21 protein-coding genes are annotated in these 26204 nt (G+C 68.3%); 13 read left to right on the forward strand and 8 right to left on the reverse strand.

The features are described 5' to 3' along the window. Positions 1-100 precede the first annotated feature (100 nt). A complete protein-coding gene (locus tag PHLH3_RS26475; protein WP_213626385.1) occupies positions 101-1072 on the reverse strand; it encodes an IS110 family transposase in 972 nt (323 codons plus the stop codon). 889 nt (positions 1073-1961) lie between these two features. Here PHLH3_RS26475 and PHLH3_RS26480 point away from each other — a divergent pair. The 7 genes from PHLH3_RS26480 (at position 1962) to PHLH3_RS26510 (ending at position 9840) form a co-directional block, all read left to right on the forward strand. Then, positions 1962-3500 carry an ABC transporter ATP-binding protein gene (locus PHLH3_RS26480; protein WP_213626386.1) on the forward strand — a complete coding sequence of 513 codons (1539 nt, stop codon included), beginning with the start codon at positions 1962-1964 and terminating at the stop codon, positions 3498-3500. Positions 3501-3516: 16 nt separating this feature from the next. Continuing rightward, positions 3517-4620: an ABC transporter permease gene (locus PHLH3_RS26485; protein ID WP_213626387.1), complete on the forward strand. Its 1104-nt coding sequence runs from the start codon at positions 3517-3519 to the stop codon at positions 4618-4620. 61 nt (positions 4621-4681) lie between these two features. Then, entirely contained in the window at positions 4682-5608 is a 927-nt protein-coding gene (locus PHLH3_RS26490) for an ABC transporter permease (protein ID WP_213626388.1), read from the forward strand. 194 nt (positions 5609-5802) lie between these two features. Then, the gene (locus PHLH3_RS26495) at positions 5803-6486 is read left to right on the forward strand and encodes an SDR family oxidoreductase (protein WP_213626389.1); all 684 of its coding nucleotides are present in this window, start codon (positions 5803-5805) and stop codon (positions 6484-6486) included. 187 nt (positions 6487-6673) lie between these two features. Then, positions 6674-7753, forward strand: a complete 1080-nt coding sequence (locus PHLH3_RS26500; protein ID WP_213626390.1) for a BMP family ABC transporter substrate-binding protein — start codon at positions 6674-6676, stop codon at positions 7751-7753. Positions 7754-7817: 64 nt separating this feature from the next. Beyond that, on the forward strand, positions 7818-8780 hold the full coding sequence (locus PHLH3_RS26505; protein WP_213626391.1) for a 2-oxoglutarate and iron-dependent oxygenase domain-containing protein: 963 nt from the start codon (positions 7818-7820) through the stop codon (positions 8778-8780). 109 nt (positions 8781-8889) lie between these two features. After that, positions 8890-9840, forward strand: coding sequence for an adenosine deaminase (locus PHLH3_RS26510; RefSeq protein ID WP_213626392.1), 951 nt, complete (start codon positions 8890-8892; stop codon positions 9838-9840). Between the two features lie 131 nt (positions 9841-9971). Here the strand turns inward: PHLH3_RS26510 and PHLH3_RS26515 are convergent, their stop codons facing one another. The 3 genes from PHLH3_RS26515 to PHLH3_RS26525 all read right to left on the reverse strand — a co-directional run bounded on the left by PHLH3_RS26515 (position 9972) and on the right by PHLH3_RS26525 (position 14393). Then, the gene (locus tag PHLH3_RS26515; protein ID WP_213626393.1) at positions 9972-10625 is read right to left on the reverse strand and encodes a 7-cyano-7-deazaguanine/7-aminomethyl-7-deazaguanine transporter; all 654 of its coding nucleotides are present in this window, start codon (positions 10623-10625) and stop codon (positions 9972-9974) included. A 132-nt stretch (positions 10626-10757) separates the two neighbouring features. After that, the gene (locus PHLH3_RS26520) at positions 10758-13373 is read right to left on the reverse strand and encodes a PAS domain S-box protein (protein WP_213626394.1); all 2616 of its coding nucleotides are present in this window, start codon (positions 13371-13373) and stop codon (positions 10758-10760) included. Positions 13374-13457: 84 nt separating this feature from the next. Then, positions 13458-14393 (reverse strand): LysR family transcriptional regulator, encoded by a 936-nt coding sequence (locus PHLH3_RS26525; RefSeq protein ID WP_213626395.1) that lies wholly within the window; start codon positions 14391-14393, stop codon positions 13458-13460. A gap of 96 nt (positions 14394-14489) precedes the next feature. Between PHLH3_RS26525 and PHLH3_RS26530 the strand changes: the two genes are divergently transcribed. The 3 genes from PHLH3_RS26530 to PHLH3_RS26540 all read left to right on the forward strand — a co-directional run bounded on the left by PHLH3_RS26530 (position 14490) and on the right by PHLH3_RS26540 (position 16382). Beyond that, positions 14490-14780, forward strand: a complete 291-nt coding sequence (locus PHLH3_RS26530) for a putative quinol monooxygenase (RefSeq protein ID WP_213626396.1) — start codon at positions 14490-14492, stop codon at positions 14778-14780. Between the two features lie 15 nt (positions 14781-14795). After that, complete coding sequence (locus PHLH3_RS26535) at positions 14796-15809, forward strand: zinc-binding alcohol dehydrogenase family protein (RefSeq protein ID WP_173171612.1); 1014 nt, start codon at positions 14796-14798, stop codon at positions 15807-15809. A 393-nt stretch (positions 15810-16202) separates the two neighbouring features. Then, positions 16203-16382 (forward strand): hypothetical protein, encoded by a 180-nt coding sequence (locus PHLH3_RS26540; RefSeq protein WP_213626397.1) that lies wholly within the window; start codon positions 16203-16205, stop codon positions 16380-16382. Here PHLH3_RS26540 and PHLH3_RS26545 read toward each other — a convergent pair. The 3 genes from PHLH3_RS26545 to PHLH3_RS26555 all read right to left on the reverse strand — a co-directional run bounded on the left by PHLH3_RS26545 (position 16379) and on the right by PHLH3_RS26555 (position 22011). Further along, on the reverse strand, positions 16379-17569 hold the full coding sequence (locus PHLH3_RS26545; RefSeq protein ID WP_213626398.1) for a multidrug effflux MFS transporter: 1191 nt from the start codon (positions 17567-17569) through the stop codon (positions 16379-16381). The genes PHLH3_RS26540 and PHLH3_RS26545 overlap by 4 nt on opposite strands. 122 nt (positions 17570-17691) lie before the next feature. After that, positions 17692-20820, reverse strand: a complete 3129-nt coding sequence (locus tag PHLH3_RS26550) for an efflux RND transporter permease subunit (RefSeq protein ID WP_280527442.1) — start codon at positions 20818-20820, stop codon at positions 17692-17694. A 12-nt stretch (positions 20821-20832) separates the two neighbouring features. Next, a complete protein-coding gene (locus PHLH3_RS26555; RefSeq protein WP_213626399.1) occupies positions 20833-22011 on the reverse strand; it encodes an efflux RND transporter periplasmic adaptor subunit in 1179 nt (392 codons plus the stop codon). A gap of 157 nt (positions 22012-22168) precedes the next feature. Between PHLH3_RS26555 and PHLH3_RS26560 the strand changes: the two genes are divergently transcribed. After that, positions 22169-22798 (forward strand): TetR family transcriptional regulator, encoded by a 630-nt coding sequence (locus PHLH3_RS26560; RefSeq protein WP_213626400.1) that lies wholly within the window; start codon positions 22169-22171, stop codon positions 22796-22798. A 7-nt stretch (positions 22799-22805) separates the two neighbouring features. On the opposite strand, the gene PHLH3_RS26565 is transcribed toward PHLH3_RS26560, so the two are convergent. Then, positions 22806-23003, reverse strand: a complete 198-nt coding sequence (locus PHLH3_RS26565) for a cation transporter (RefSeq protein WP_213626401.1) — start codon at positions 23001-23003, stop codon at positions 22806-22808. 112 nt (positions 23004-23115) lie between these two features. Here PHLH3_RS26565 and PHLH3_RS26570 point away from each other — a divergent pair, with 112 nt between their 5' ends. Together PHLH3_RS26570 and PHLH3_RS26575 are read left to right on the forward strand one after the other, a co-directional pair. Beyond that, positions 23116-23487, forward strand: coding sequence for a hypothetical protein (locus tag PHLH3_RS26570; protein WP_213626402.1), 372 nt, complete (start codon positions 23116-23118; stop codon positions 23485-23487). Between the two features lie 288 nt (positions 23488-23775). Next, positions 23776-26178, forward strand: coding sequence for a heavy metal translocating P-type ATPase (locus tag PHLH3_RS26575; RefSeq protein ID WP_213626403.1), 2403 nt, complete (start codon positions 23776-23778; stop codon positions 26176-26178). Positions 26179-26204: the final 26 nt, after the last annotated feature.

Below are 26204 nucleotides of genomic sequence, written 5' to 3' on the forward strand. Positions count from 1 at the left end.
CGAAGCGAAACCCATCATCGGATGCGATGGGTTTCGCGAGGCTCTACTCAACCTACGGTCCAGCACGGCGCACACGGCCATGTAGATACCGTCTTGATTCCTAGTGAGCAAGGGCCAGTTTTGCGTCAAATGGCCGGCCCGATTTCAAGACGCCATAGGCGATGTTCAGCAGCTTGCGCATCGCTGCGCAGACGATCTGCTTGCCGGTCTTGCCCTTCGCCCTCAACCGTTCGCTCAGGGCCCTGATCGCCTCGTTGTACGTCAGGGCGCTGATCGCGGGCATGAACAGGCCGGCCCGCAGGCGCGATGAGCCCGTCTTGGAGATGCGCGTCTGTCCCCGGTGGTTCCCGGACTCCTGCAGCCGCGGATTGAGCCCGGCAAAGGCAGTGGCGGCGCGGCTGTTGGCAAAGCGCAGTGGGTCGCCCAGCTCCGCCAGGAGCAGGGCGGCGGTCTTGTCGGCGATCCCGTCGATGCTGGTCAGCAGGTCGCGCTTGCCGCGCAGATCCGGGTCGTTGTCGATGTGGTCGTCGATCGCCTTGAGGGTCTCTTCGATCTCCTGCCCGACATGTTCCAGCACCGACTGGATCGAGGCCTGGACGCTGGCATCGGCCACTTCCAGGCGGTTGCGCTCCATCTGCTCGATTTCGCGCAGGTCCTCCAGGCGCCGTACCAGGGCTTTCAAGCGCCGCACGGCACGGGGCTCGGGTTGCCAGGGGCGCAGACTGTCCTGATGGCGCTCGCCGTATTCGGCGATCAGCTTGGCGTCGACCTTGTCGGTCTTCACCCGCTGCAACTGGCTACGGGCGTAGTGGGCGATTTGTGCCGGGTTGAGGACACAGACCCGATAGCCGTGCTCCAACAGCCATTCGGCCAGGGCTTCATGGTAGATGCCGGTGGCCTCCATCACGACCCAGGCACCGGGTTCGCTGTGCTTGTTCAGCCAGTCGCGCAAGACGGCGAAACCCGCTTTGTCGTTGGCCAGCTTGGCCTTGGTGCGGTACTTGCCGTTGGGCTGCAGGGTGGCGAGGTCAAAGGTGTGTTTGGCGATGTCGAGGCCAATGACGCTGGGCATGAGTACTCCTTCCGATCCGTTCAGACGCGATCATCACTGCACCCGACCCAACCTTGTAGATGCGAGCTCGAGGCTCTGGATACCGTTCGGATTTTTCGAGTGAGTGTGGAGGGGCGGAGCACTATCTACGTTGCAGGCTCGCGGCCTAAGGGTGGACACGACTTCCAGCCCCTCCCCCGATGATCAGTCGGGGACTATTACCCCTGTGGAGGTATTTAGTCGAGATACAAGGGTGGACCACGCTTCACCGGTCCACCGAGCGGAGTTGAAGGGGCACACATAACCCTCTCCAACGGCCGGCCCCACACAACTGCATCGGATCGACTCCGCTGGTGGACATGAAGAGCGATGTCCACCCTACGTGGCGCCAGCCTGCGGAGGAAAAATCCGCTGTCTGAACCGTCCACACAAAGCGTGGACAAGCCTGTGGATAACCTTTTGAGCAATCGCCCGGGCCAGCGCCGGACGCCGCTTCGCCGGGGCTGCTCGTTTCGTGACCAGTATGCGAGGGGCCCCGTGTCTACCGCGCAAGCATCTGAAGGGTCTAGCTTTATTTTTCCCGCTTGCGGAGCTTGACGCCGGGATACCGGCGCGACGCACCGCCATTGTCCACATCAGCCGTGGACAGTCCTGTGGATAACCTTGGGAACAACTTCTCCAGGCCAGTGCCCACGGGCGCTGCGCCTGGCTGGTCGAATTTCGTCCAGGCACCGCTGCGCCATTGGGAACCACGCCGCCCCGAAAGCGTGCAGGAAAATGCCCCCGCAATGCCCATTCCACCCGTGGATTTCCCGCAGGCGCTCACGCACGCGAGCCTGCACGGGCCTTCCTGACCCGGTGGCCAGCTTTTTGCTTTGTCAGGCCAGCTCTCTTTCCGGGAAAGACCACGATGAACAGCCCCACTCCCCCACCGCGCCTGGAGATGCTCGGCATCACCAAGCGCTACCCCGGCTGCCTGGCCAACGACCGCGTCGACCTGCGCATCGAGCCCGGCGAGATCCACGCCCTGCTGGGCGAGAACGGTGCCGGCAAGAGCACCCTGATGAAAATCATCTACGGCGTGGTACAGCCCGATGCCGGCGAGATCCGCTGGCAGGGCGAGGCGCTGCGCGTACGCGACCCGGCGCAGGCCCGGGCGCTGGGCATCGGCATGGTGTTCCAGCACTTCTCCCTGTTCGAGACCCTCACCGTGGCCGAGAACATCGCCCTGGCCCTCGGCCGCGAGGCCGGCACGCCCAGGCAGCTGGAGCCGCGCATCCGCGAGGTATCGCAGCGCTACGGCATGGCCCTGGAGCCCGGGCGCCTGGTGCATGCGCTGTCCATCGGCGAGCGCCAGCGGGTGGAGATCGTCCGCTGCCTGATGCAGGACATCCGCCTGCTGATCCTCGACGAGCCCACCTCGGTGCTCACCCCGCAGGAAGCCGACGAACTCTTCGTCACCCTGCGCCGCCTGGCCGCCGAGGGCTGCAGCATCCTCTTCATCAGCCACAAGCTGGGCGAAGTGCGCGCGCTCTGCCACAGCGCCACGGTGCTGCGCGGCGGCCGCGTGTCCGGCCACTGCGTACCGGCCCGGTGCAGCGACCTGGAGCTGGCGCGGCTGATGGTGGGCGACGCCGAAGGCCTGGTCGCCAGCTACCCCAAGGTCAGCGGCGGTGCGCCCTTCCTCAGTTTGCAGGGGCTCGACTGGCACAACCCCGATCCGTTCGGCATGTCGCTGAAGAACCTCGGCCTGGATGTGCGCAGCGGCGAGATCCTCGGCATCGCCGGGGTCGCCGGCAATGGCCAGGACGAGCTGCTCGCGCTGCTCTCCGGCGAGCGTCGCCTGCCCGCCGGCAACGCCGGCGCCATCCGTTTCGCCGGCCAGCCGGTGGGCCAGTTGCCACCGGATGCGCGCCGCGCCCGGGGCCTCGCCTTCGTCCCCGCCGAACGCCTGGGCCATGGCGCGGTGCCGGACCTGAGCCTGGCCGACAACGCCCTGCTCACCGGTTTCCAGCGCGGGTTGCTGAGCCGCGGGATGATCCGCCGCGGCAAGGTGCTGGCCTTCGCCGAAGAGATCATCCAGCGCTTCGCGGTGAAGACCCCGGACGCCCATACCGCCGCCCGCAGCCTCTCCGGCGGCAACCTGCAGAAATTCATCCTCGGCCGCGAAATCCTCCAGCAACCCAAGCTGCTGGTGGCCGCCCACCCGACCTGGGGCGTGGACGTCGGCGCCGCTGCCGCCATCCACCGCGCACTGATCGCCCTGCGCGATGCCGGCGCGGCGATCCTGGTGATTTCCGAAGACCTCGACGAGCTGTTCCAGATCAGCGACCGCATCGGCGCCCTGTGCGGCGGCGAGCTGTCGGCGCAGAAGCCGGTGGCGGACACCAGCCCGCAGGAGGTCGGCCGCTGGATGGCCGGCCAGTTCGACTCGACCCAAGCCGCCTGAGCGCCCGGAGCCTTTCATGTTGCTATCCCTGGAACCCCGCACGCAGCAGTCGCGCGCGATGCTCCTGCTGTCCCCGGTGCTGGCCGGCCTGCTGACCCTGGCCTGCGGCTCGGCGCTGTTCGTCGCCCTCGGCCATGACCCGCTGGAAACCCTCCATGCGCTGCTGGTGGCACCCATCAGCGATCTCTACGGCGTCTCCGAGCTCCTGGTGAAGGCACTGCCCATCCTGCTCTGCGCCCTGGGCCTGGCGGTGGCCTACCAGGCGCGCATCTGGAACATCGGCGCCGAGGGCCAGCTGCTCATGGGCGCCCTGGCCGGCAGCGCGGTGGCGGTGCACCTCATCGACTGGGAAAGCCGCTGGGCCCTGGTCCTGGTGCTGGGCGCAGGCATCCTCGCCGGAGCCGCCTGGGGCGCGCTGGCAGCCTGGTTGCGCACGCGCTTCAACGCCAACGAGATCCTCACCACCATCATGCTCAACTACGTGGCGCTGAACCTGCTGCTCTTCGCCGTGCATGGCCCGCTGAAGGACCCGGCCGGCTTCAACTTCCCCGAGTCGGCGATGTTCGGCGACGCCTCGCGGCTGCCCCCGGCGTTCGAGGACCTGCGCCTGCACATCGGCCTGTACTTCACCCTCCTCGCCCTGGTGGCGGTGTGGGTGCTGCTGCACAAGAGCTTCCTCGGCTTCCAGATCAAGGTGCTGGGCCTGGACAAGCGCGCCGCCGGCTTCGTCGGCTTCCGCGAAAAGCGCCTGGTGTGGCTGGCCCTGCTGGTCAGCGGCGGCCTGGCGGGCCTGGCCGGCGTCGGCGAAGTCACCGGCCCCATCGGCCAACTGGTGCCGCAGGTGTCACCCGGCTACGGCTACGCCGCCATCACCGTGGCCTTCCTCGGCCGCCTCAACCCCTTCGGCATCCTCGTCGCCGGGCTGCTGATGGCGCTGCTGTTCCTCGGCGGCGAAAACGCGCAGATGGCGCTAAACCTGCCGCAATCGATCACCCAGCTGTTCCAGGGGATGATGCTGTTCTTCCTGCTCGCCTGTGATGTGTTGATTCTGTATCGGCCACGCTTGGCGTGGAGCTACAAGCTGCAAGTGGCAAGCGCCAAGAAGCGTGCCGCCGCATGAGTCACTCCCACACCCGTTCTTCAACTCGTAGCTTGCGGCTTGCCGCTCGAGGCTTCCTTCCATGGATCTAGATCTGCTGACCAACATCCTCTACGCCATGGTCCGCTGCGGCACGCCGCTGCTGCTGGTCGCCCTGGGCGAGCTGGTGTGCGAGAAGAGCGGCGTGCTCAACCTCGGGCAGGAGGGGATGATGCTGTTCGGCGCGGTGGTGGGCTTCATCGCCGCCATCGGCACCGGCAACCTGTGGCTCGGCGTGCTGCTGGCGATGGCCGCGGGCATGCTGCTGTCCGCCCTCTTCGCCCTGGTCGCCCTCGGCTGCAACGCCAACCAGGTGGCCACGGGGCTGGCGCTGACCATCTTCGGCATCGGCCTGTCGTCCTTCGTCGGCGCCGCCTGGGTGGGCAAGCCCCTGCAGGGTTTCGAGCCGGTGGCCATCCCGCTGCTCAGCGGCATTCCGCTGCTGGGCAAGATGCTGTTCAGCCAGGACCTGATGGTCTACCTGTCCTTCGCGCTGTTCGCGCTGATCGCCTGGGCGCTGCTCAAGAGCCGCATCGGCCTGGTGCTCCAGGCGGTGGGCGAGAACCCCGATGCGGCCAGCGCCATGGGCCTGCCGGTGCTGCGCGTGCGCACCCTGGCGGTGCTCTTCGGCGGGGCCATGGCGGGCATGGCGGGGGCCTACCTGTCCCTGGCGTACACGCCGATGTGGGCGGAGAACATGACCGCCGGGCGCGGCTGGATCGCCCTCGCCCTGGTGGTGTTCGCCAGCTGGCGGGTGTTCCGCGTGCTGCTGGGGGCCTACCTCTTCGGCCTGGCCAGCATCCTCCACCTGGTGGCCCAGGGCGTGGGCCTGGCCATCCCCGCCAACCTGCTGGCGATGCTGCCCTACGTGGCGACCATCCTGGTGCTGGTGCTGCTCTCCCGCGATGCCGCGCGCACCCGCCTGTTCGCCCCCGTGTCCCTGGGCCAGCCGTGGAAGGGCGGGCATTGATAGGGCACGGCTCCCGGGCTGAACGACCGTAGGTTGGCGCCGAGCGCAGCGAGGCCCAACGGTGCGATACCCACCCTCGCTGCGTTGGGCTTCGCACCTCAGCGGAACGCCGCCCGGCCCACCTACATCGACATCCCACGCGGGCGCTCAATAAGCGGCTACTCTTGCCGGTCTTCACACGCAGAGGACCGCACATGAGCAGCACACAAACCGCATTGATCATCGGCGCCTCCCGGGGCATCGGCCTGGGCCTGGTCAAGCAACTGCAGGCCGCCGGCTGGCAGGTCACAGCCACGGTGCGCAACCCGCAGGGCGCCGGCGACCTGGCCGCGCTGGAGAACGTCGAGGTACGCACCCTGGAGCTGGACAGCGTCGCCAGCCTGGAGACCCTGGCCGGCGAACTGGATGGCCGCGCCTTCGACCTCATCCTGGTCAACGCCGGCGTCTACGGCCCGGTGCACCAGTCCGCCGTGCAGGCCACCGAGGCCGAGATCGCCCAGCTGTTCCTCACCAACGCCGTCGCCCCCATCCGCCTGGCCCAGCGCCTGAAGAGCAACCTGCTGCCCGGCGGCACCCTGGCCTTCATGAGTTCGGTGCTGGGCAGCGTGGCCGGCAACGATGCCGGCGGCCTGGCGCTGTACCGCGCCAGCAAGGCTGCGCTGAATTCCATGACCCGCAGCCTGGTGGCCGAATGGGCGGAAGCCGCGCCCACGGTGCTGAGCCTGCATCCGGGCTGGGTGAAGACCGACATGGGCGGCGAGTCCGCCGAGATCGACGTCGCCACCAGCGTCCAGGGCCTGGTGCAGCAGATCGAGGCGTATGCCGGGCGCGGCGGCCACCACTACATCGACTACCAGGGCCAGACCATTCCCTGGTGACGCACCAGCAGGCGGCGGGCAGCGCCCGTCGTGCACCATCCGCGCTCGCGGGCGGTGCACATCGCCTGCATCGAGGGGCCTGGCACGCGGCTTTGCGCGCCGCCTGTCCAGTTGGTCAATTTTTTGCAATCGCCTGGTCAGCCCACAGGGCACAGCACAGAACAACAGACCAGGAGCCCCATCCCCCATGTTCGATTCCAAGAAGAACCTGCTGCGCACGCTCGTCGCCGCCATCGGCTTCAGCGCCACCCTCGGCGCCTCCGCCGCCGACCCGCTGAAGGTCGGCTTCGTCTACGTCGGCCCCATCGGCGACCACGGCTGGACCTACCAGCACGAGGAAGGCCGCAAGGCGCTGGTGGCCAAGCTGGGCGACAAGGTCGAGACCAGCTTCGTGGAGAACGTCGCCGAAGGCGCCGACGCCGAGCGGGTCATCCGCAACATGGCCAAGGGCGGCTACGACCTGATCTTCACCACCTCCTTCGGCTACATGAACCCCACCGCCAAGGTGGCCAAGCAGTTCCCCAAGGTCACCTTCGAGCACGCCACCGGCTACAAGCAGGACAAGAACCTCGGCACCTACCTGTCGCGCTCCTATGAAGGCCGCTACGTCGGCGGCTTCCTCGCCGCGAAGATGACCAAGAGCCACAAGATCGGCTACATCGCCTCCTTCCCCATCCCGGAAGTGATCCGCGACATCAACGCCATCCAGCTGGCGCTGAACAAGTACGACCCGCAGGCCGAGATCAAGGTGGTCTGGGTCAACTCCTGGTTCGACCCGGGCAAGGAAGCCGACGCCGCCAACGCGCTGATCGACCAGGGCGTGGACGTGGTCTTCCAGCACACCGACAGCCCGGCGCCGATCCAGGCCGCCGAGCGCCGTGGCGTGTACTCCGTGGGCTACGCCTCGGACATGGCGCACTTCGGGCCCAAGGCCGTGCTCACCTCCATCGTCAACAACTGGGGGCCGCACTACATCCAGGCCGCCGAAGGCGTGATGGCCGGCACCTGGAAGTCCCAGGACTACTGGGGCGGCCTGGCCGAGGACACCATCCAGCTGCCCATCAGCGACCTGGTGCCGGCCGACGTGAAGGCCGAGGCCCAGGCGATCATCGCCCGCATCAAGAGCGGCGAGTTCCGCCCCTTCACCGGCCCGATCAAGGACCAGAGCGGTGCCATCAAGCTGGCCGACGGCGTGGTCGCCACCAACGCCGACCTGGCGGGCATGAACTACTACGTCGAAGGCATCAAGGCGGAACTGCCGAAGTAAGCGACGCCCTCTCCCCTGGCGCCAGGGGAGAGGGTATTGAACCCTGCGCTCCAAGGATCACCCGATGAACCAGCTTCCCCTCATCGACATCGCCGCGCTCTACGGCGACGACCAACAGGCCTGGCAGCAGGTCGCGGCGCAGATCGACGCCGCCTGCCGCGACTGGGGCTTCTTCTACATCACCGGGCACGGCATCGCGCCCGAGCGCATCGAGGCGTTGACCCGCGCGGCCAAGACCTTCTTCGCCCTGCCCGACGCCGAGAAGCTGCGGATCGACATCACCCGCACCGCGCACCATCGCGGCTATGGCGCCATCGCCACCGAACAGCTCGACCCGAGCAGGCCTAGCGACCTGAAGGAAACCTTCGACATGGGTTTCCACATGGCCGCCGACCACCCCGAGGTGCTGGCCGGCAAGCCCCTGCGCGGGCCCAACCGCCACCCCGAACTGCCCGGCTGGTCGGCGCTCATGGAACAGCACTACGCCGACATGCAGGCGCTGGCGCAGACCCTGCTGCGGGCCATCGCCCTGGCCCTGGGCATCGAGCGCGACTTCTTCGATGCGCGCTTCGCCGAACCCATCAGCGTGTTCCGCATGATCCACTATCCGCCGCGCCACACCGCCAGCTCCGCCGAGCAACAGGGCGCCGGTGCGCACACCGACTACGGCTGCGTGACCCTGCTGTACCAGGACGACGCCGGCGGCCTGCAGGTGCAGGACGTGCGCGGCCAGTGGATCGACGCGCCACCCATCGCCGGCAGCTTCGTGGTCAACATCGGCGACATGATGGCGCGCTGGAGCAACGACCGATACAAGTCCACGCCGCACCGGGTCATCAGCCCCCTGGGCGTGCACCGCTACTCCATGCCCTTCTTCGCCGAGCCGCACCCGGACACCGAGATCAGCTGCCTGCCCAATTGCTCCAGCGCCGACAACCCGCCGAAATACCCGCCGGTCAGCAGCGCCGAGTACCTGCTCTCGCGCTTCGCCGACACCTACGCCTACCGGCGGGAGGAGACGGCCTGAGCGACGCCCGATGAACACGAGCGCCCCTGCCGTACAGGCGCTCGCTCGGCGAAATCCTGTCCGGGAAGTTAAACTTGCAGGCGACCTTGCCTGATAACGAGAAACCACCATGTACGACTGGCTCAATGCCTTGCCCAAAGCCGAACTGCACCTGCACCTGGAAGGTTCGCTCGAGCCCGAGTTGCTGTTCGCGCTGGCCGAACGCAACAAGGTCGCCCTGCCCTGGCACGACGTCGAGACCCTGCGCCGCGCCTACGACTTCGGCAACCTGCAGGAATTCCTCGACCTCTACTACGCCGGCGCCGACGTGCTGCGCACCGAGCAGGACTTCTACGACCTGACCTGGGCCTACCTGCAACGCTGCAAGGCGCAGAACGTCATCCACACCGAGCCCTTCTTCGACCCGCAGACCCACACCGATCGCGGCATCCCCTTCGAGGTGGTGCTGAACGGCATCCGCCACGCCCTGGACGACGGTCGCAAGCAGCTCGGCATCAGCTCCGGGCTGATCCTCAGCTTCCTGCGCCACCTCTCCGAGGACGAGGCGCAGAAGACCCTCGACCAGGCGCTGCCCTTCCGCGACGCCTTCGTCGCCGTGGGCCTGGACAGCTCCGAGATGGGCCACCCGCCGAGCAAGTTCCAGCGCGTGTTCGACCGCGCCCGCGCCGAAGGCTTCCTCACCGTCGCCCACGCCGGCGAGGAAGGCCCGCCGGAATACATCTGGGAGGCCCTGGACCTGCTGAAGATCCAGCGCATCGACCACGGCGTGCGCGCCATCGAGGACGAGCGCCTGATGCAGCGCATCATCGACGAGCAGATCCCGCTGACCGTCTGCCCGCTGTCCAACACCAAGCTGTGCGTGTTCGACCACATGAGCCAGCACAACATCCTCGACATGCTCGAGCGCGGCGTGAAGGTGACGGTGAACTCCGACGACCCGGCCTACTTCGGCGGCTACGTCACCGAGAACTTCTTCGCCCTGCACGAGCACCTGGGCATGAGCGAGGAACAGGCCCGGCGCCTGGCGCAGAACAGCCTGGATGCCCGGCTGGTGAAGTGAACGAAAAGGGCCGCGATGCGGCCCTTTTTGCGGGTGGGCATGGAAGCCATGCCTGTACCGCCTATTGATGGGTTTCGCTTCGCTCTACCCATCCTACGGGGCTCCGATGGCATCGGAGCCTTGAAGCTGGGTCAGGCGGCGCGTTCGCTGCGCGGCGTGATGGCGCGGAGGATGCCGTTGAGCAGCACGCCGTAGAGCGGCACGAACAGCACCAGACTGACGCTGAGCTTCACGCCGTAGTCCACCGTGGCGATCTCCACCCAGTGCTCGGCCATGAAGGGGTTGTCGCTGTGCCAGAAGGCGACGGAGAAGAAGGTGAAGGTGTCCAGCAGGTTGCCGGCGATGGTGGACACCACCGGGGCGACCCACCACTGGCGCATCCTGCGCAGGCGATCGAAGACCTGGATGTCGAGGACCTGCCCCAGCACGTAGGCGAGGAAACTCGCGAGCGAGATGCGTGCGACGAACAGGTTGAACTCGCCCAGGGCGGCGAAGCCCTGGAACGCCGCGTCCTGGAACAGCACCGAGACGACGTAGGAAGCCGCCAGTGCCGGGAGCATGACCCGGGCGATCACCTGGCGCGCCGCCTGCTTGCCGAGCAGGCGCACGGTCAGGTCGGTGGCCAGGAAGATGAACGGGAAGCTGAATGCGCCCCAGGTGGTCTGCCAGCCGAACAGGGTCATGGGCAACTGCACCAGGTAGTTGCTGGCGATGATGATCAGGATGTGGAATGCGATGAGGCCGGTCAGCGCGGGGCGCCAGACCTTGGGGAGAGCTGCGGGCATGGTGGTTCACGTCCTTTTTGCCGATGGGGTGAGGGAACCCATGTCGCAGCCCCATGGCCACGACGGCGCGCATTCTAACTTGACCCGCGCGTCAAAAAAAGCGTCCGCAAGGGGGTTTCGTCGGCGGCTTTCTCAGCCGTGCTCCAGTGCCTCGACATACACCGCCATGCGCCCGCGCCCGCCATGCTTGGCCCGGTAGCAGGCGATGTCGGCCTGGCGCAGCAGCTCGGCCGGCTCGCTGTTGCCAGCGTGCAAGGGCGCCAGGCCGATGCTGGCGCCGACCTGGAAGGTGCGGCCTTCCCATTCGAAGCGCAGGCCGCGCACCTGCTCGATCAGCCGATCGGCGAGGATTTCCGCCTGGGCCAGGGGGCAGCTGCGCAGGATCATGGCGAACTCGTCGCCCCCCAGGCGCGCCACCAGGTCGCCGCTGCGCACCTGTTCCTGCATCAGTCGCGAGATGCGCCGCAGCAGTTCGTCACCGGCGGCATGGCCGGCGCTGTCGTTGACCTGCTTGAAGAGGTCCAGGTCGATGAAGAACAGCACGCTGTGCCCGGCGTTCTGCGTCACCTCGCGGCAGCTTTCCGCCAGGGCGTCCTCGAAGGCCGAGCGGTTGAGCAGGCCGGTCAGGGCGTCGTGGCTGGCGGCATAGCGCAGGTGCTTCTGCATCGCCCGTGCCTCGCTGACATCGGTGAACACCAGCACGCTGCCGAGCAGCTCGCCCTCGGCGCTGCGTACCGGCGCCGCCTGGCCACGCAGGGCGATCAGGCCGCCGGCGGCATGGCGCAGGGACGAGAGCCCGGGGATGCTTTCCTCCGTGCCGCGCTCCAGGCACAGGCGCACCGGGCTCGGCACCGGCCGGCCCTCCTCGCTCTCCAGCGGCAGCACCCGCTCGATCTCCTGGTTGCGCGCCGCCGCCGTGCTCCAGCCGCTGAGGCGCTCGGCCACCGGGTTGAGGAAGCGCACGCGGCCATCCAGGTCCGTGGTGATCACCCCGTCGCCGATGCAGTTGAGGGTCACCTGCAGGCGCTCGCGCTCGTCGTTCAGCCGCTCGGTGAGTTCGCGCAGCTGGGTCACGTCCCAGTTGGTGCCGATCATCCGCGTCGGCTTGCCCTCGGCGTCGAGGGCCAGGCTGCCGTGCCCGCGCAGCGCACGCGTCTCGCCGTTGGGCAGGGAGATGCGGAACTCCACGTCCAGCCGCGCCAGGCCTTCGCGCACCCGCTGCAGCTCGCGGTGCAGGGCTTCGGCGTCGCCCGGGTGGACGAAGCGCGACCACTCCTGGTAGCTCACCGGCCGCCCCAGCGGGCGCATGCCGTAGAGGCGGAACAGGCTGTCGTCCCAGATCATGTCGTCGCTGACCAGGTCCCACTCCCAGACGCCCACGCCACTGGCGCCGGTGGCCAGGGAATAGCGCTGGGCGAGCTCGGCCAGCTCGGCCTCGGCACGCTTGCGCCGGTCGATGTCCTCGATCTGGGCGATGAAGTACAGCGGCTGCCCTTCGGCATCGCGCACCAGGGATACCGCCAGCAGCGCCCAGACCTCGGAGCCATCGCGGCGCAGGTAGCGCTTCTCCAGCCGATAGCTGTCGCGACGGCCGGCGAGCGCTTCCTGCACCAGCTCCAGGTCATCGGACAGGTCCTCGGCCTGGGTGATGTCCTGGAAGCTCAGCGCGACCAACTCGGCCGGCCCGTACCCGAGCATCTCGCACAGGGCGCGGTTGACCCGCTGCAGCCTGCCATCCAGCCCCACCAGGGCCATGCCGATGGCCGAGTGCTCCATGGCGTCGCGAAAACGTGCCTCGCTGATGGCCAGCTCGCGCTGGCGTCGCCGGCCCTGCTCCACGGCAGCGGCCAGCAGCAGCGGGGGCAGCAACGACAACAACAGCGGCAGGTAAAGGGTGATCTCCTGCCACAGGGGCGTCACCGGCTGCAGCGACAACCCTCCCATGGCGACCATCAGGCCGCCGCTGAAGGAGGCCAGGGTCACCAGCAGCGCAGTGCCGGCGAAGGGCAGGCGCACCGCCGCCAGCAGCAGCGGCAGCGACAGGTAGACGAAGGGCGTCGGCAGCAGGCGCAGGGATACCAGGGTCACCAGCAGCACCAGCGGCACGTAGAAGAGCAGCTCGTGGGGGCGCTTCGGCGAACGCAGGGACTGCAGGCCATGCTGCTGCAGCTGCACCGTCAGCGGCAGGATCGACAGGGTGCCCAGCACCGCGCCCTCGTACCAGGACAGCCAGACCCGGCCGAAGCCGGCGTAACCGATGCTCTGCACGATCAGCGCGCCCAGGGTCGAGCTGACCAGCGGCGGCACCATGGCCCCGAGCAGGATGAAGCGGAGGAAGGCCGACGGGCTGCGGCTCATGTTCAGGGCCACGCCGGTGCGGCGCAGCAGGAAGGCGGCGAGCGCCATCTCCAGCATGTTGGCCGGCAGGAAGCTGGCGGACATCGCCAGGGTGTCGCCCATCACCTGCCCGGCCAGCATGTTGGCCACCAGCATCACGCCGAGCAGCGCCGGCCAGCGACGCAGTGGCTGGTTCCAGAGGAAGGTGATGCCGAAGGCGTTGGCGTACCAGAGGGTGGCGATGGTGCCCGGCTGGCGCGCCAGCCAGACGGCGCCCAGGGCGAGCACCAGGTAGCCGAAGAAGACCAGCGCCAGGGTCGGGCCGAGGCGCGCCGGGGCGGGCGGCAGGGCGTTCACGGCCATGCGCGTCGACAAGGGCAAGGGGCTGGACGGCTGGGGATCACGGCTCATCTCCAGGGCTGGACGGCGGATAGGCGGGCTCGCCCTAGCAACAATAGCGAATGGCGCGGCCCGCACAACAGCTGGCTGTGACGCTCAGCGCGGAAGCCGGGCCACGCCCTCCCAGGGCGCGCCGACCAACAGCTCGCCACAGCGCTGGCGAAGGAACTCGCGCAGCAGGTTCACCGGCTTGCTCAACTGGGCGCGATGGGGGCAGATCAGGTTCAGCGGCGTGGGCTCGCCCAGGTGATCCTCCAGCGCCAGCTGAAGGCGCCCGGCCCGCACATCGGCGGCCACGTCGAGCCAGGACTTGTACACCAGCCCCTGCCCGGCCACCGCCCAGCGGCGCACCACGTCGGCGTCATCGCAGACCCGGTCGCCGGCCACGGTGACGGTCTGGCTGCGCCGGCCCTCGTGGAATGTCCACTGGTCGTGCACGCGGCCGCCCAGCACATAGAGCAGGCAGTTGTGCCGGTGCAGTTCCTCCGGGGTGCGCGGGTGGCCGTGCCGGGCGAAATAGCCAGGTGCGCCGCAGAGCACGCGACGGTTGCCCGGAGCCAGGGGCAGCGCCACCAGGCTCGAGTCCTCCGGCTCGCCGGAACGGATGGCGATGTCCACCGGCTGGCGGAACAGGTCGGCCACCTGGTCGCTGAGGAACAGGCGGACGGCGAGGCGCGGGTGCTCGGCCTGGAATTCGTCCAGCCAGGGCAGCAACACGTTGCGGCCGAAGTCCGAGGGCGCCGAGAGTTGCAGCAGGCCGCCGATATCGCTCTTGCCGCCGGCCAGCTGCCGGCGGCCCTCGTCCAGGCTCTGCAACGCGGCACGGGCGTGCACCAGGTACTGCTCGCCCTCTGCGGTCAGTCGCAGGCTGCGCGTGGAGCGGGCGAACAAGCGCGCATCGAGACGCTGCTCGAGGCGTTTGAGCGCAGCGCTGGCCACGGCCGGGGAGATCTCCAGCTCGCGGGCGGCGGCCGAGAGGCTGCCACGATCAGCGGTACGGACGAAGACGGTGAGGTCGTCGAGGCGCAGCATTTTCAAAATTCCATTGAAAGACTGTCGTCTTCTAGCTGATTTTTCTGCGCTACGAAATAGCCCAACCTATGCGCCATCGTCCCCGGAGAAGCCGCCATGACCACGCTGCACCTGATCGCCCATATAGACGCCCAACCCGGCCAGGCCGAGGCGGTGGAAGCCGCCCTGCGCGAGCTGGTCACCGCCAGCCGCAGCGAGCCCGGCTGCCTGCAGTACGACCTGCACCGCGACCGCGCCGACGCGCTGAGCTTCGTCATGCTGGAAACCTGGCGCGACTCCGCCGCCCTCGACGCGCACAAGGCCACCGCCCATTACCGCCACTTCGGCGACGCCCACGGCAGCCGCCTCAAGGGCGTCACCCTCACCCTTCTCGATCGCCTCGCCTGAGCCCAGGAGCCCCCGATGAAAGCCATCGCCTATTACCAGTCCCTGCCCATCGACCACGCCGACTCGCTGCAGGACATCGAACTGCCCGCGCCCACTCCCGGGGCCCGTGACCTGCTGGTGGAGGTCCGCGCCATCTCGGTGAACCCGGTGGATACCAAGATCCGTCGCAACGTGCAGCCGGAGAACGGCCAGGCCAAGGTGCTGGGCTGGGACGTCGCCGGCGTGGTCAAGGCGGTGGGCAGCGAGGTGAGCCTGTTCCAGCCCGGTGACGAGGTGTTCTATGCCGGCGCCCTGACCCGCCCGGGTGGCAACGCCGAGCTGCACCTGGTGGACGAACGCATCGTCGGCAAGCGCCCGCAGGGCCTGGACTTCGCCCAGTCCGCCGCCCTGCCGCTGACCGCCATCACCGCCTGGGAACTGCTGTTCGACCGCCTCGGCATCACCGAGGGCCGCGCCGACCAGGGCCAGAGCCTGCTGGTGGTCGGCGCGGCCGGCGGCGTGGGCTCCATCCTCGTGCAACTGGCCCGCCAGCTCACCGGCCTGACCGTGATCGGCACCGCCTCGCGCCCGGAAACCCAGGCCTGGGTCCGCGAGCTGGGCGCCCACCACGTCATCGATCACAGCCAGCCGCTGGCGGCCGAACTCAAGCGCATCGGCATCGACAGCGTCACCCACGTCGCCAGCCTGACCCAGACCGACCAGCACCTGGAGCAACTGGTGGAAGCCCTTGCGCCCCAGGGCAAGCTCGCCCTGATCGACGACCCGGCCGGCCTCGACGTGCTCAAGCTCAAGCGCAAGAGCATCTCGCTGCACTGGGAGTTCATGTACACCCGCTCGATGTTCGAGACCCGCGACATGATCGAGCAGCACAAGCTGCTGGACCGCGTCAGCGAGCTGATCGACGCCGGCGTGCTGAAGACCACCGTCGGCGAACACTTCGGCCGCATCGACGCCGCCAACCTCAAGCGCGCCCATGCGCTGCTGGAGAGCGGCAAGGCCAAGGGCAAGATCGTGCTCGAGGGGTTCTGAGATTCGCCCATCGATGGGGTGCCCTCCCGGGCGCCCCATCGCGAATGAATTCCCACAACAGCGACCCCCTGCGCGGACATGACCACCGCGTAGGGTGGAGGTCGCTTTTTACCTCCACCAAGCGGGGCCGGGAATGGCATAGCGTTTTGCCTGAGGCTCTGAACCGATGGGTTTCGCTGGGCTCGCGGAACGCCGCCCGCCCCATCCTACGAATACGCCGAGCCCACGAGGGAGAGAGATCGAGGCGAAACCCGAGCTGGCAGGGTGCACTTCGTGGGCCCGGCGCCCTCAGCCGAACGGTCTTACGCCACCAGTCGGCAATTTGACCCGGATCATTTTCTGTCATCTACCCGGGTCTACACTGGGGGCTCACTTTCTCAGGGAGAGGGCACCATGAAAATCATAGTCCGACCGCTCCGCACCACCCAGGGCAACAGCTGGCAGGTCTGCATGGACCAGCACGCGGTGAGTTTCCGCAGCGAGGCCGAGGCCCGGCGCTTCGTCGCCACGCTGGAAGCGCGCCTCAAGGCGCCCCACGTCCTGCCGGAACCTGCACGACGGGCCGCGGGCTAGCCGAGCACCGACGGCTGGCCACGGGTCAGCCGCCAGGTGATCAGCGACGCACACACGGCTCCGGCGCCACACAGGCAGATCACCATCGCCATCGGCATCGCCGAGCCATCGTGCAACACCCCGACCAGCGCGGCGGCGCCCGCCGCCACGCTGAACTGCAGGCTGCCCATCAACGCCGACGCACTGCCGGCATGGCGGCCCTGGCCGGCCATCGCGCTGGCCGAGGCGTTGGGGATGATGATGCCCAGGCTGGCGATGCAGCCGAACAGCGGCACCAGCAATGGCCACAGCGCCTCGGTATGCGCGTGGGCCACCGCCAGCAGCGCCAGTGCGCACCCCAGGTAGAACCACACCACCCGACGCATCCAGTAGGCCGGCCCGCCGAAGCGCATCAGCCAGGCGTTGACCTGGGCCACCAGGATGAAGCCCAGGGCGTTGCCGCCGAACAGCCAGCCGTAGTGCTCCGCCGGCACGCCGTAGAGTTCGATGAAGACGAAGGGCGAGCCGGCGATGTAGGCGAACATGCCGGCCATCGACAGGCCGCCGGTCAGGGCGTAGCCGATGAACACCCCGTCCCCCAGCAACCGCTTGTACTGGCCCAGGGCACCGCGCAGCGGCGGCCGCTCGTCGCACGTGGTGAGGGTCTCCGGCAACCACAGGTAGACGCCGGTGAGCACCAGGGCGCTGAACAGGGTCAGCCCGAAGAAAATCGACGGCCAGCCGAACAGGTCCAGCAGCAGCCCGCCGCCCAGGGGCGCGAGGATGGGCGCCAGGCCCATCACCAGCATCAGTTGCGAGAACACCTTGGCCGAGGCGATGGGGTCGCAGAGATCGCGCACCACCGCCCTTGAGACCACCATGCCCGCGCAGCCGCCCAGGGCCTGGACGAAGCGCGCGCCGATCAGCCACTCCAGGCTCGGCGCCATCGCGCAGGCCACCGACGCCAGGGTGAACAGGCTCACCCCCACCAGCAGCGGCAGGCGCCGGCCGAAGCGGTCGGCGATCGGGCCGTAGAGCAGTTGCCCGATGGCCAGGCCGATGAAGTAGGACGCCAGGCTCAGCTGCACGTGCTCGACGTCGGTGGAGAAGGCCAGGGCCAGCGCCGGGAAGCTCGGCAGGTAGAAGTCGATGGCCATCGGGCCGAAGGCACTGAGCGACCCGAGGATCAGCAGGATGCGGAAATTCATGGTTCACCTGAAAACAGGGCGCCGCCCCGAGGGCGGCGCCGTTGACTGCAAAAGAGACCGTGGAGCGGGCGTGCGGTTCGATGTCCGGTGGCCTCCCGCGTGCGCGGGGATGGCGCCGGACGTCATTCGGCGGCCGGTGCCTTCTTCTTGCGCCCCAGCCTGTCGGCGGCGGATTCCACCAGCAGGTAGAACATCGGGATGAGGAAGGTTGCCAGCAACGTGGCGGCAAGCATACCGCCAATCACGCCGGTACCGATCGAATGTCGGCTCGCCGAGCCCGCGCCGCTGCTGATGGCCAGCGGCACGCACCCGAGGATGAAGGCCAGCGAGGTCATGACGATGGGTCGGAAGCGCAGCTTGGCCGCCTCCAGCGCCGACTCGAAGATGCCCATGCCCTCTTCGCGGCAGAGCACGGCGAACTCGATGATGAGGATGGCGTTCTTCGCCGCCAGGCCGATCAGCGTCACCAGCCCGACCTGGAAGTACACGTCGTTGGACAGCCCGCGCAGCCACACCGCGAGGATGGCGCCGAACACCGCGAAGGGCACCGCGGTGACCACGGCGATGGGCAGGGTCCAGCGTTCGTACTGGGCGGCGAGGATGAGGAACACCAGGATCAGGCCGAAGACGAAGGCCTTGCTGCCCGAGCCCTGGGTCGCCAGCTCCTGGTAGGCCGAGCCGATCCAGCCGATGCTGTAGTCCTCGCCCAGCACCTCGTCCGCCACCTCCTGCATCGCCGCCAGTGCCTGGCCGGAGCTGTAGCCCGGTGCCGGTCCGCCAAGGATCTTGGCCGCCGGGTAGACGTTGAAGCGTGCGTAGGAGTCCGGCCCGAGGATGCGCTGCACGCGCACCAGGGACGACAGCGGCACCAGGTCGCCGGAGGCCGAGCGCACGTACACCTGGCTCAGGTCCTCGGGCTTGCGGCGGAACTCGGACTCGGCCTGCAGGCTCACCTGCCAGGTGCGCCCGTAGAGGGTGAAGTCGTTGACGTAGTAGCTGCCGAAGGTGGACTGCATGGCGGTGAACACATCGTTCACCGCCACCCCCAGCGCACGGGCCTTGGTGCGATCCAGGTCGACGTAGTACTGCGGCACGTTGGCGTTGAAGGTGGTATTGACCCCCACCAGCTCCGGGCGCTTGGAGATGGCGCCGATGAACTTGGTGACCGTCTCCTCCAGCTGCGCGACGCTGCCGCCGGAGCGGTCCTGGATGTACGCCTCGAAGCCGCCGGTGGTGCTCATGCCGGTGATCGGCGGCGGGTTGAAGGTCATCACCACGCCGTCCTTCTGCCCGGCGCCCATGGCCATGAAGGCGGGCGGCAGGTTGCGCGCGTCCAGCTCGTCGGTGGTGCGCTCCTTCCAGTCCTTCAGCGGCACGAAGGACACGCCGGCGTTGCTGCGGGTGCCGAAGGTGAGCACGTCGAAGCCGGCGAAGGTGACCACGTCCTGCACCGCAGGGTGCTTCATCAACTGCTCGGTCACCGCGCTGGTGACTTCCTCGGTGCGGGTCAGGGAGGCGGCCGGCGGCAGGAAGTAGGCGTTGATCACGTAGCCCTGGTCCTCATCCGGCACCAGCGAACCGGGCACGCGGCCGAACAGCAGCACCATCAGCGCGATCATTCCGCCGAACAGGAGCACGCCGATGACGCTGCGTTTGAGGAAGAAACGCACGCCCGCGGTATAGCCGTCGGTGGCGCGGTCGAAGAAACGGTTGAACCAGCGGAACGGCGCCGCCGGTTCGTGATGGGTGGGCTTGAGCAGCAGGGCGCAGAGCGCTGGCGAGAGGGTCAGCGCGACGATGCCTGAGATCACCACCGACACCGCGATGGTGATCGCGAACTGCTTGTACATCTGCCCCGCCAGGCCGCCGAGGAAGCCCACCGGGATGAACACCGCGCAGAGCACCAGGACGATGGCGACGATGGGCCCGGTGACCTCCTCCATGGCCTTGATCGAGGCGTCGCGCGGGCTGAGCTTCTCGGTGCGCATCACCCGCTCGACGTTCTCCAGCACCACGATGGCGTCATCCACGACGATGCCGATGGCCAGCACCATGCCGAACAGGGTCAGCAGGTTGATCGAGAACCCAAGCATGTACATGCCGGCGAAGGTGCCGATCAGCGACACCGGGATGGCCAGCACCGGAATCAGCGTGGCACGCCAGTTCTGCAGGAAGATGAACACCACCAGCATCACCAGTACCAGCGCCTCGACGAAGGTGTGGATCACCTCCTCGATGGAGACCTTGACGAACTTGGTGGTGTCGTAGGGGATCTTGTAGGCGATGCCGTCGGGGAAGCGCTTCTCCAGGCGCTTCATGGTGGCCTCGACCGCCTCGGCGGTGTTCAGGGCGTTGGCGCCGGGCTGCAGGTAGATGCCGAAGGCGGCGTTCTGCTGGCCGTTCAGCGAGGTCATCAGCGAGTAATCCTGGGCACCCAGCTCGACCCGTGCCACGTCCTTGAGCAGCAGGCTGGCGCCGGTGGGGTCGGTGCGCAGGATCACGCTCTCGAACTCCTTCGGCTCGGTAAAGCGGCCCTTGGTGGTGACGGTGTAGGTGAAGTCCTGGGGCTGGTTCAGCGGCTGCTTGCCGAAGCTGCCGGCGGCGAACTGGGAGTTCTGCTCCTGGATGGCCTTGACCACGTCGGTGGGGGTCAGGTCGTACTGCGCCAGCTTGTCCGGCCGCAGCCAGATGCGCATGGAGTAGTCCTTGGAGCCGAACTGGCTGGCATCGCCCACGCCGGGGATGCGCTTGAGCTCGTCGATCACGTTGATCAGCGCGTAGTTGCTGATGTAGATCGGGTCGCGGGAATTGTCCGGGGAGAACAGCGTCACCACCTGGAGGATGTCGGAGGACTTCTTCTCCACCTTCACGCCCTGGCGGCGCACTTCCTCGGGCAGCTTGGCCAGCGCGGCCTGGACCTTGTTGTTGACGTCGATGGTGGCCTGGTCCGGGTCGGTGCCCACCTGGAAGTACACGGTCAGGCTCATGGCACCGTTGCTGTCGGAGTTGGACAGCTGGTAGATCATGCCCTGCACGCCGTTGATCTCCTGCTCCAGCGGCGCCGCCACGGTTTCGGCGATCACCTGGGAGCTGGCGCCCGGGTAGCTGGCGGTGACCGAGACCTGCGGTGGCAGGATCTCCGGGTACTGGGCGATGGGGAGCGCGCGCATGGCCGCGAGGCCGCCGAGGATGATGACGATGGAGATGACTGCGGCGAACACCGGACGGTCGATGAAGAAGCGTGAGATCACGGCGGACGCTCCTCAGGGCTGTTTCGGCTGGGCGGCGGGCTTGTCCTGCGCTTCGACGGCCTTGACGGGCGAGTCGGGCCGCACCTTCGGCAGGCCCTCGACGATGACCCGATCGCCTTCGGCGATACCGGACTCGATGACCCAGCGCCCCTCGGAGGTGTCCCCGGTCTTCACCTCGCGCATGCGCGCCACGCCATCCTTGTCCACCACGTAGACGAAGGTACCGCGCGGCCCCTGTGCCAGGGCGCGCTCGGGCACGGTGATCGCCCTGGGCCGGCTCAAGCCCTTGACCAGTACCCGCACGAACTGCCCGGGCAGCAGCTTCTGCTCGGGGTTGGGCACCACCGCGCGTGCGCTGACGGTGCCGGTACCGGTGTTGACGAAGCTGTCGGTGAAATCGACGCGGCCCTCCAGCGGGTAGGTGGAACCATCGCCGAACTTGAGCACGGCGGCCATCTTGCCGCCCTCTGGCAGGGTCAGCTTGCCGGTCTGCACGTCCTCGCGGATGCGCTCGGCCTCGGTGTCCGGGTAGCCGAAATTGACGTAGATGGGGTCGAGCTGAGTGAGCTGGGTCAGCAGGCTGGAGTTGGGATCGCCGGCCACCACCAGGCTGCCCTCGGAGCGGGTCTCCTTGCTGGTCATGCCGGTGATGGGCGCCTCCACCGTGGTGTAGTCGAGGTCGATCTGCTTGGCCTGCACGTTGGCCTCGGCGGCCTGCACGTTGGCCTTGCTCTGCTCGAAGTTGGAGACGGCGTTGTCCAGCTCGCTCTCGCTGGCGAAGCCCTTCTTCTGCAGCTCGCGGATGCGCTTGAGGTCACGCTCGGTCTGGCGGTAGCGCGCCTGCTCCTGGGCCAGCGCGCCCTTGGCGCTGGCGAGGGCGGCCTGGTAGGTGCGGGGGTCGATGCGGAACAGCACCTGGCCCTTCTGCACCTTGCTGCCCTCCTGGTAGGTGCGCTCCTGAAGGATGCCGCTGACCTGGGCGCGGACCTCGACCTCGCGGTAGCCGGCGGTACGCCCGGCGTACTCCAGGGTCATCGGCAAGGCAGCCGCCTTCACCGTTTCCACCAACACCTCCGGCGGCGGCGGGGCCGCCTTGGCCGGAGCATCGGCTGCCTCGGCGACCAGGCTCAGCGTGGCCAGGGCAAAGGCGCAGAACCGCAGGGGAAAGGTGAAAGAGGGTGTAAACGGCATCGTGCGTCTCCATTCCATGACAGCGCCTGGTTGGCAAAAACAGGAATCAGGTCAAGGCTGGATACATGCATTCACGTGTGTAAAAGCAGTATCCGACTGCAAAATCGGTAAACTCTGGCCCCCGAACAGAAGCCTAGACAGTATTCGTCCAACTGCTATGCGCAGAACCAAAGAAGAAGCGGAGAAGACCCGCAGCGATATCCTGGCCGCCGCCGAGGTCCTGTTCCTCGAGAACGGCGTCGCCCACACGTCCCTCGAGCAGATCGCCCGGGCGGCGGGTGTTACCCGTGGCGCCGTCTACTGGCACTTCCAGAACAAGGCCCATTTGTTCCACGAGATGCTCAACCAGGTGCGCCTGCCACCGGAACAGATGGCCCAGCGCCTGCACGGCGCCGAAGGCCGCGACCTGCTGCAATCGCTGCTCGAGTTGTGCGTGGAGGCCATCACCTCCCTGGCACTGGACCAGCAGCGCCATCGCATCTTCACCATCCTCCTGCATCGCTGCGAGTTCACCGAGGAACTGCGCGAGGCGGAGGATCGTCACAATGCCTTCGTCAACCAGTTCATCGACCTGTGCGAGGCACTGTTCGCCCGCCCGGGCTGCGTCGAGCGCCTCCTGGACGGGCTCACCCCGCGCCTGGCATCGCGCGCCTTGCACGCGCAGATGATCGGGCTGTTCACCGACTGGACGCGCGACCCCGAGCTGTTCGATCCGCAGCGCGAGGCCGGCGTGCTGGTGGGCACCCTGTTCCGCGGGCTGTTCCGCGACTGGGACCAGGGCGCCTGACCGGACCTCAGGCCGCTTCGGCCGCGTAGCCCTCCTCGCGGATGGCCGCCAGCATCTCGTCCAGGGGCAGCCGGCTGGCCACGCGCACCTCGCCCGCGCCCAGGTCGACCTGGACCTCGGCCGCCGGGTCGCGGCTCTGCAACGACTGGGTGATGGCGCGGACGCAGTGGCCGCAGGACATGCCGCTTACCTTGAGAATCTGCATGATCGACTCCTGATTTGATGAGACTGGAGCCAGTCTCGGGCTTGCCACCGTGGCAAGGTCAAGCATGCCGCGATCCCCTACACTCGATGCATGCCGTCCCGGAGTCGCCGCCATGTCCCCCACCCGCCTCTGCCTGATCGCCCTGCTCGCCCTCGCCGGCTCGGCGCAGGCCCAATCCCCCATCGACTACGGCGTGCTGATCGTCAGCCGCGAACGCGTCGAACTGCCCACCAGCTGCGATGTCGGCCTCTACCTGCAGGACCAGCTCGCTGCGCGCCTGGTGCAGGGTGAAAGCATCGCCTTCAACCTCCCGCCAGGGCCGGTCGCCATCCGCCTCGGCCTGCTCGGCCCCGGCCGCTGCAAGCCCGGCATCGAGCAGCAGCGCCTGCAGTCCATCAGCCTGGAAGCCGGCGAAGTCCGCAGATACCGCCTGGCGATGAACACCGCCGGCCTGTACCTGACCCCGGCGCTGGCCAACCCCTGACCGACAGCGCCCGCCCAAGCGGCGCCTCCCGGCCCGCGAGGATGCAGGTGAACGCGCCGTCATTCCCGCGAACGCGGGAATCCGCTGGAAAGGGGGCCGGGCCATCGCGGATGAATCCGCTCCCACAAAGAAGCACGTGCCCATGAGGGCGCCGTGTGCGCCGGGTGGATCGCTGGGCGAATGAATTCGCCCCTACAGATGGGGCACCGAAGCGATGCGACAACTCGCCGCTTGACCTTGCCCTCGTGTCAAGGTCGATCCTGTGGGCAATCCAGGAGGAATTGCCCCATGAGCCCATCCGTTTCGTTCGACCTGCCCATCACCGGGATGACCTGCGCCAGCTGCGCCGGGCGCGTGGAGCGCGCCCTGGCCAAGGTGCCGGGCGTGGAGACCGCCAGCGTCAACCTCGCCACCGAGCGGGCCCGCGTGCAAGCGCCGGGCGACAGCCTGCCGGCCCTGCGCGCGGCGGTGGAGGCTGCCGGCTACGAAGTGCCGGGCCAGCGCCTGGAACTGGCCATCGACGGCATGACCTGCGCCAGTTGCGTGGGCCGCGTCGAGCGCGCCCTGGCCAAGGTGCCTGGGGTCGGCGAGGTGACGGTGAACCTCGCCACCGAGCGCGCCCACCTGCTGCTGCTCGGCGAGGTGGAACGCAGCACGCTGCTGCAGGCCGTCGAACACGCCGGCTACCAGGCCCGCACCCTGGATACGGATGCGCCGCGCGGCGATGACAACGCCAGCCGCCTGCGCCACGAGCGCTGGGCGCTGCTCGTCGCCCTCGCCCTGGCCGCTCCGCTGGTGCTGCCGATGCTGGTGGAACCCTTCGGCCTGCACTGGATGCTGCCCGCCTGGGTGCAGTTCGCCCTGGCCACGCCGGTGCAGTTCATCCTCGGGGCACGCTTCTACCGCGCCGCCTGGAAAGCCGTGCGCGCCGGCGCCGGCAACATGGACCTGCTGGTGGCCATCGGCACCAGCGCGGGCTACGGCCTGAGCCTCTACCAGTGGGCCACCGCCCACCCCGGCCACGTGCCGCATCTGTATTTCGAAGCCTCTGCCGTGGTCATCGCCCTGGTGCTGCTGGGCAAGTACCTGGAGAGCCGCGCCAAGCGCCAGACCAGCGCCGCCATCCGCGCCCTGGAAGCCCTGCGCCCCGAGCGCGCCATCCGCCTGCGCGACGGCCGCGAGGAAGAGATCGCCATCGCCGAACTGCGCCTGGGCGACGAGGTGCTGGTGAAGCCGGGCGAACGCTTCCCGGTGGACGGCGAGGTGCTGGAAGGCCAGAGCCATGCCGACGAGGCCCTGATCAGCGGCGAAAGCCTGCCGGTGCCCAAGGCCCCGGGCGACCGCGTCACCGGCGGCGCCATCAACGGTGAGGGGCGTCTGCGGGTGCGCACCACCGCCCTGGGCGGCGAAACCGTGCTGGCGCGGATCATCCGCCTGGTGGAGGACGCCCAGGCGGCCAAGGCGCCGATCCAGAAGCTGGTGGACCGGGTCAGCCAGGTGTTCGTCCCGATGGTGCTGCTGATCGCCCTGGCCACCCTCGGCGGCTGGCTGCTGGCCGGTGCCGCGCTGGAGACCGCGCTGATCAACGCCGTCGCCGTGCTGGTGATCGCCTGCCCCTGCGCCCTCGGCCTGGCCACGCCCACGGCGATCATGGCGGGCACCGGCGTCGCGGCCCGCCACGGCATCCTGATCAAGGACGCCGAAGCCCTGGAGGTGGCCCATGCCGTCACCGCCGTGGCCTTCGACAAGACCGGCACCCTCACCTCCGGCACCCCGCGCATCACCAACCTGGCCGCCGCCGATGGCGACGAAGCCGCCCTGCTGCAATGGGCCGGTGCCCTGCAGCGCGGCAGCGAACACCCGCTGGCCAAGGCGGTGCTGGACGCCTGCGACGAGCGCGGGCTGACGGTGCCCGAGGTGAACGACAGCCAGTCCCTGACCGGGCGCGGCATCCAGGGCGTGGTCGAGGGCCGCCTGCTGGCACTGGGCAACCGTCGACTCCTGGACGAACAGGGGCTCGATGGCGGCGCCCTGCTGGAATCGGCCACGGCCTGGGAAGCCCACGGCCGTACCCTCTCCTGGCTGCTGGAACTGCAACCCCAGCCCCGGGTGATCGGCCTCTTCGCCTTCGGCGACGGCCTCAAGGACGGTGCCCGCGAGGCCGTGCAGGCCCTGCGGGAACGCCACATCGCCAGCCACCTGATCACCGGCGACAACCGTGGCAGTGCCCGGGTGGTGGCCGAGGCGCTGGGCATCGACGACGTGCACGCCGAAGTGCTGCCCGCCGACAAGGCCGCCGAGGTGGCGCGGCTCAAGGCCGGCGGCGCGGTGGTGGCGATGGTCGGAGACGGCATCAACGACGCCCCCGCCCTGGCCGCCGCCGATGTCGGCATCGCCATGGGCGGTGGCACCGACGTGGCCATGCACGCGGCCGGCATCACCCTGATGCGCGGCGACCCGCGCCTGGTCCCCGCCGCGTTGGAGATCGCCCGGCGCACCTATGGCAAGATCCGCCAGAACCTGTTCTGGGCCTTCATCTACAACCTGGTGGGCATCCCGCTCGCCGCCGCCGGCATGCTCAACCCCGTGGTCGCCGGCGCGGCGATGGCGCTCTCCAGCGTCAGCGTGGTGAGCAACGCGCTGCTGCTGAAGACCTGGAAACCGGCCGGGTACGAACCCAAGGAAGACTGAAGCCAGGACGCTGTTCTGGTAGGGGC

The organism is Pseudomonas sp. Pc102, from assembly GCF_018408275.1.
GTDB lineage: Bacteria > Pseudomonadota > Gammaproteobacteria > Pseudomonadales > Pseudomonadaceae > Metapseudomonas > Metapseudomonas tohonis.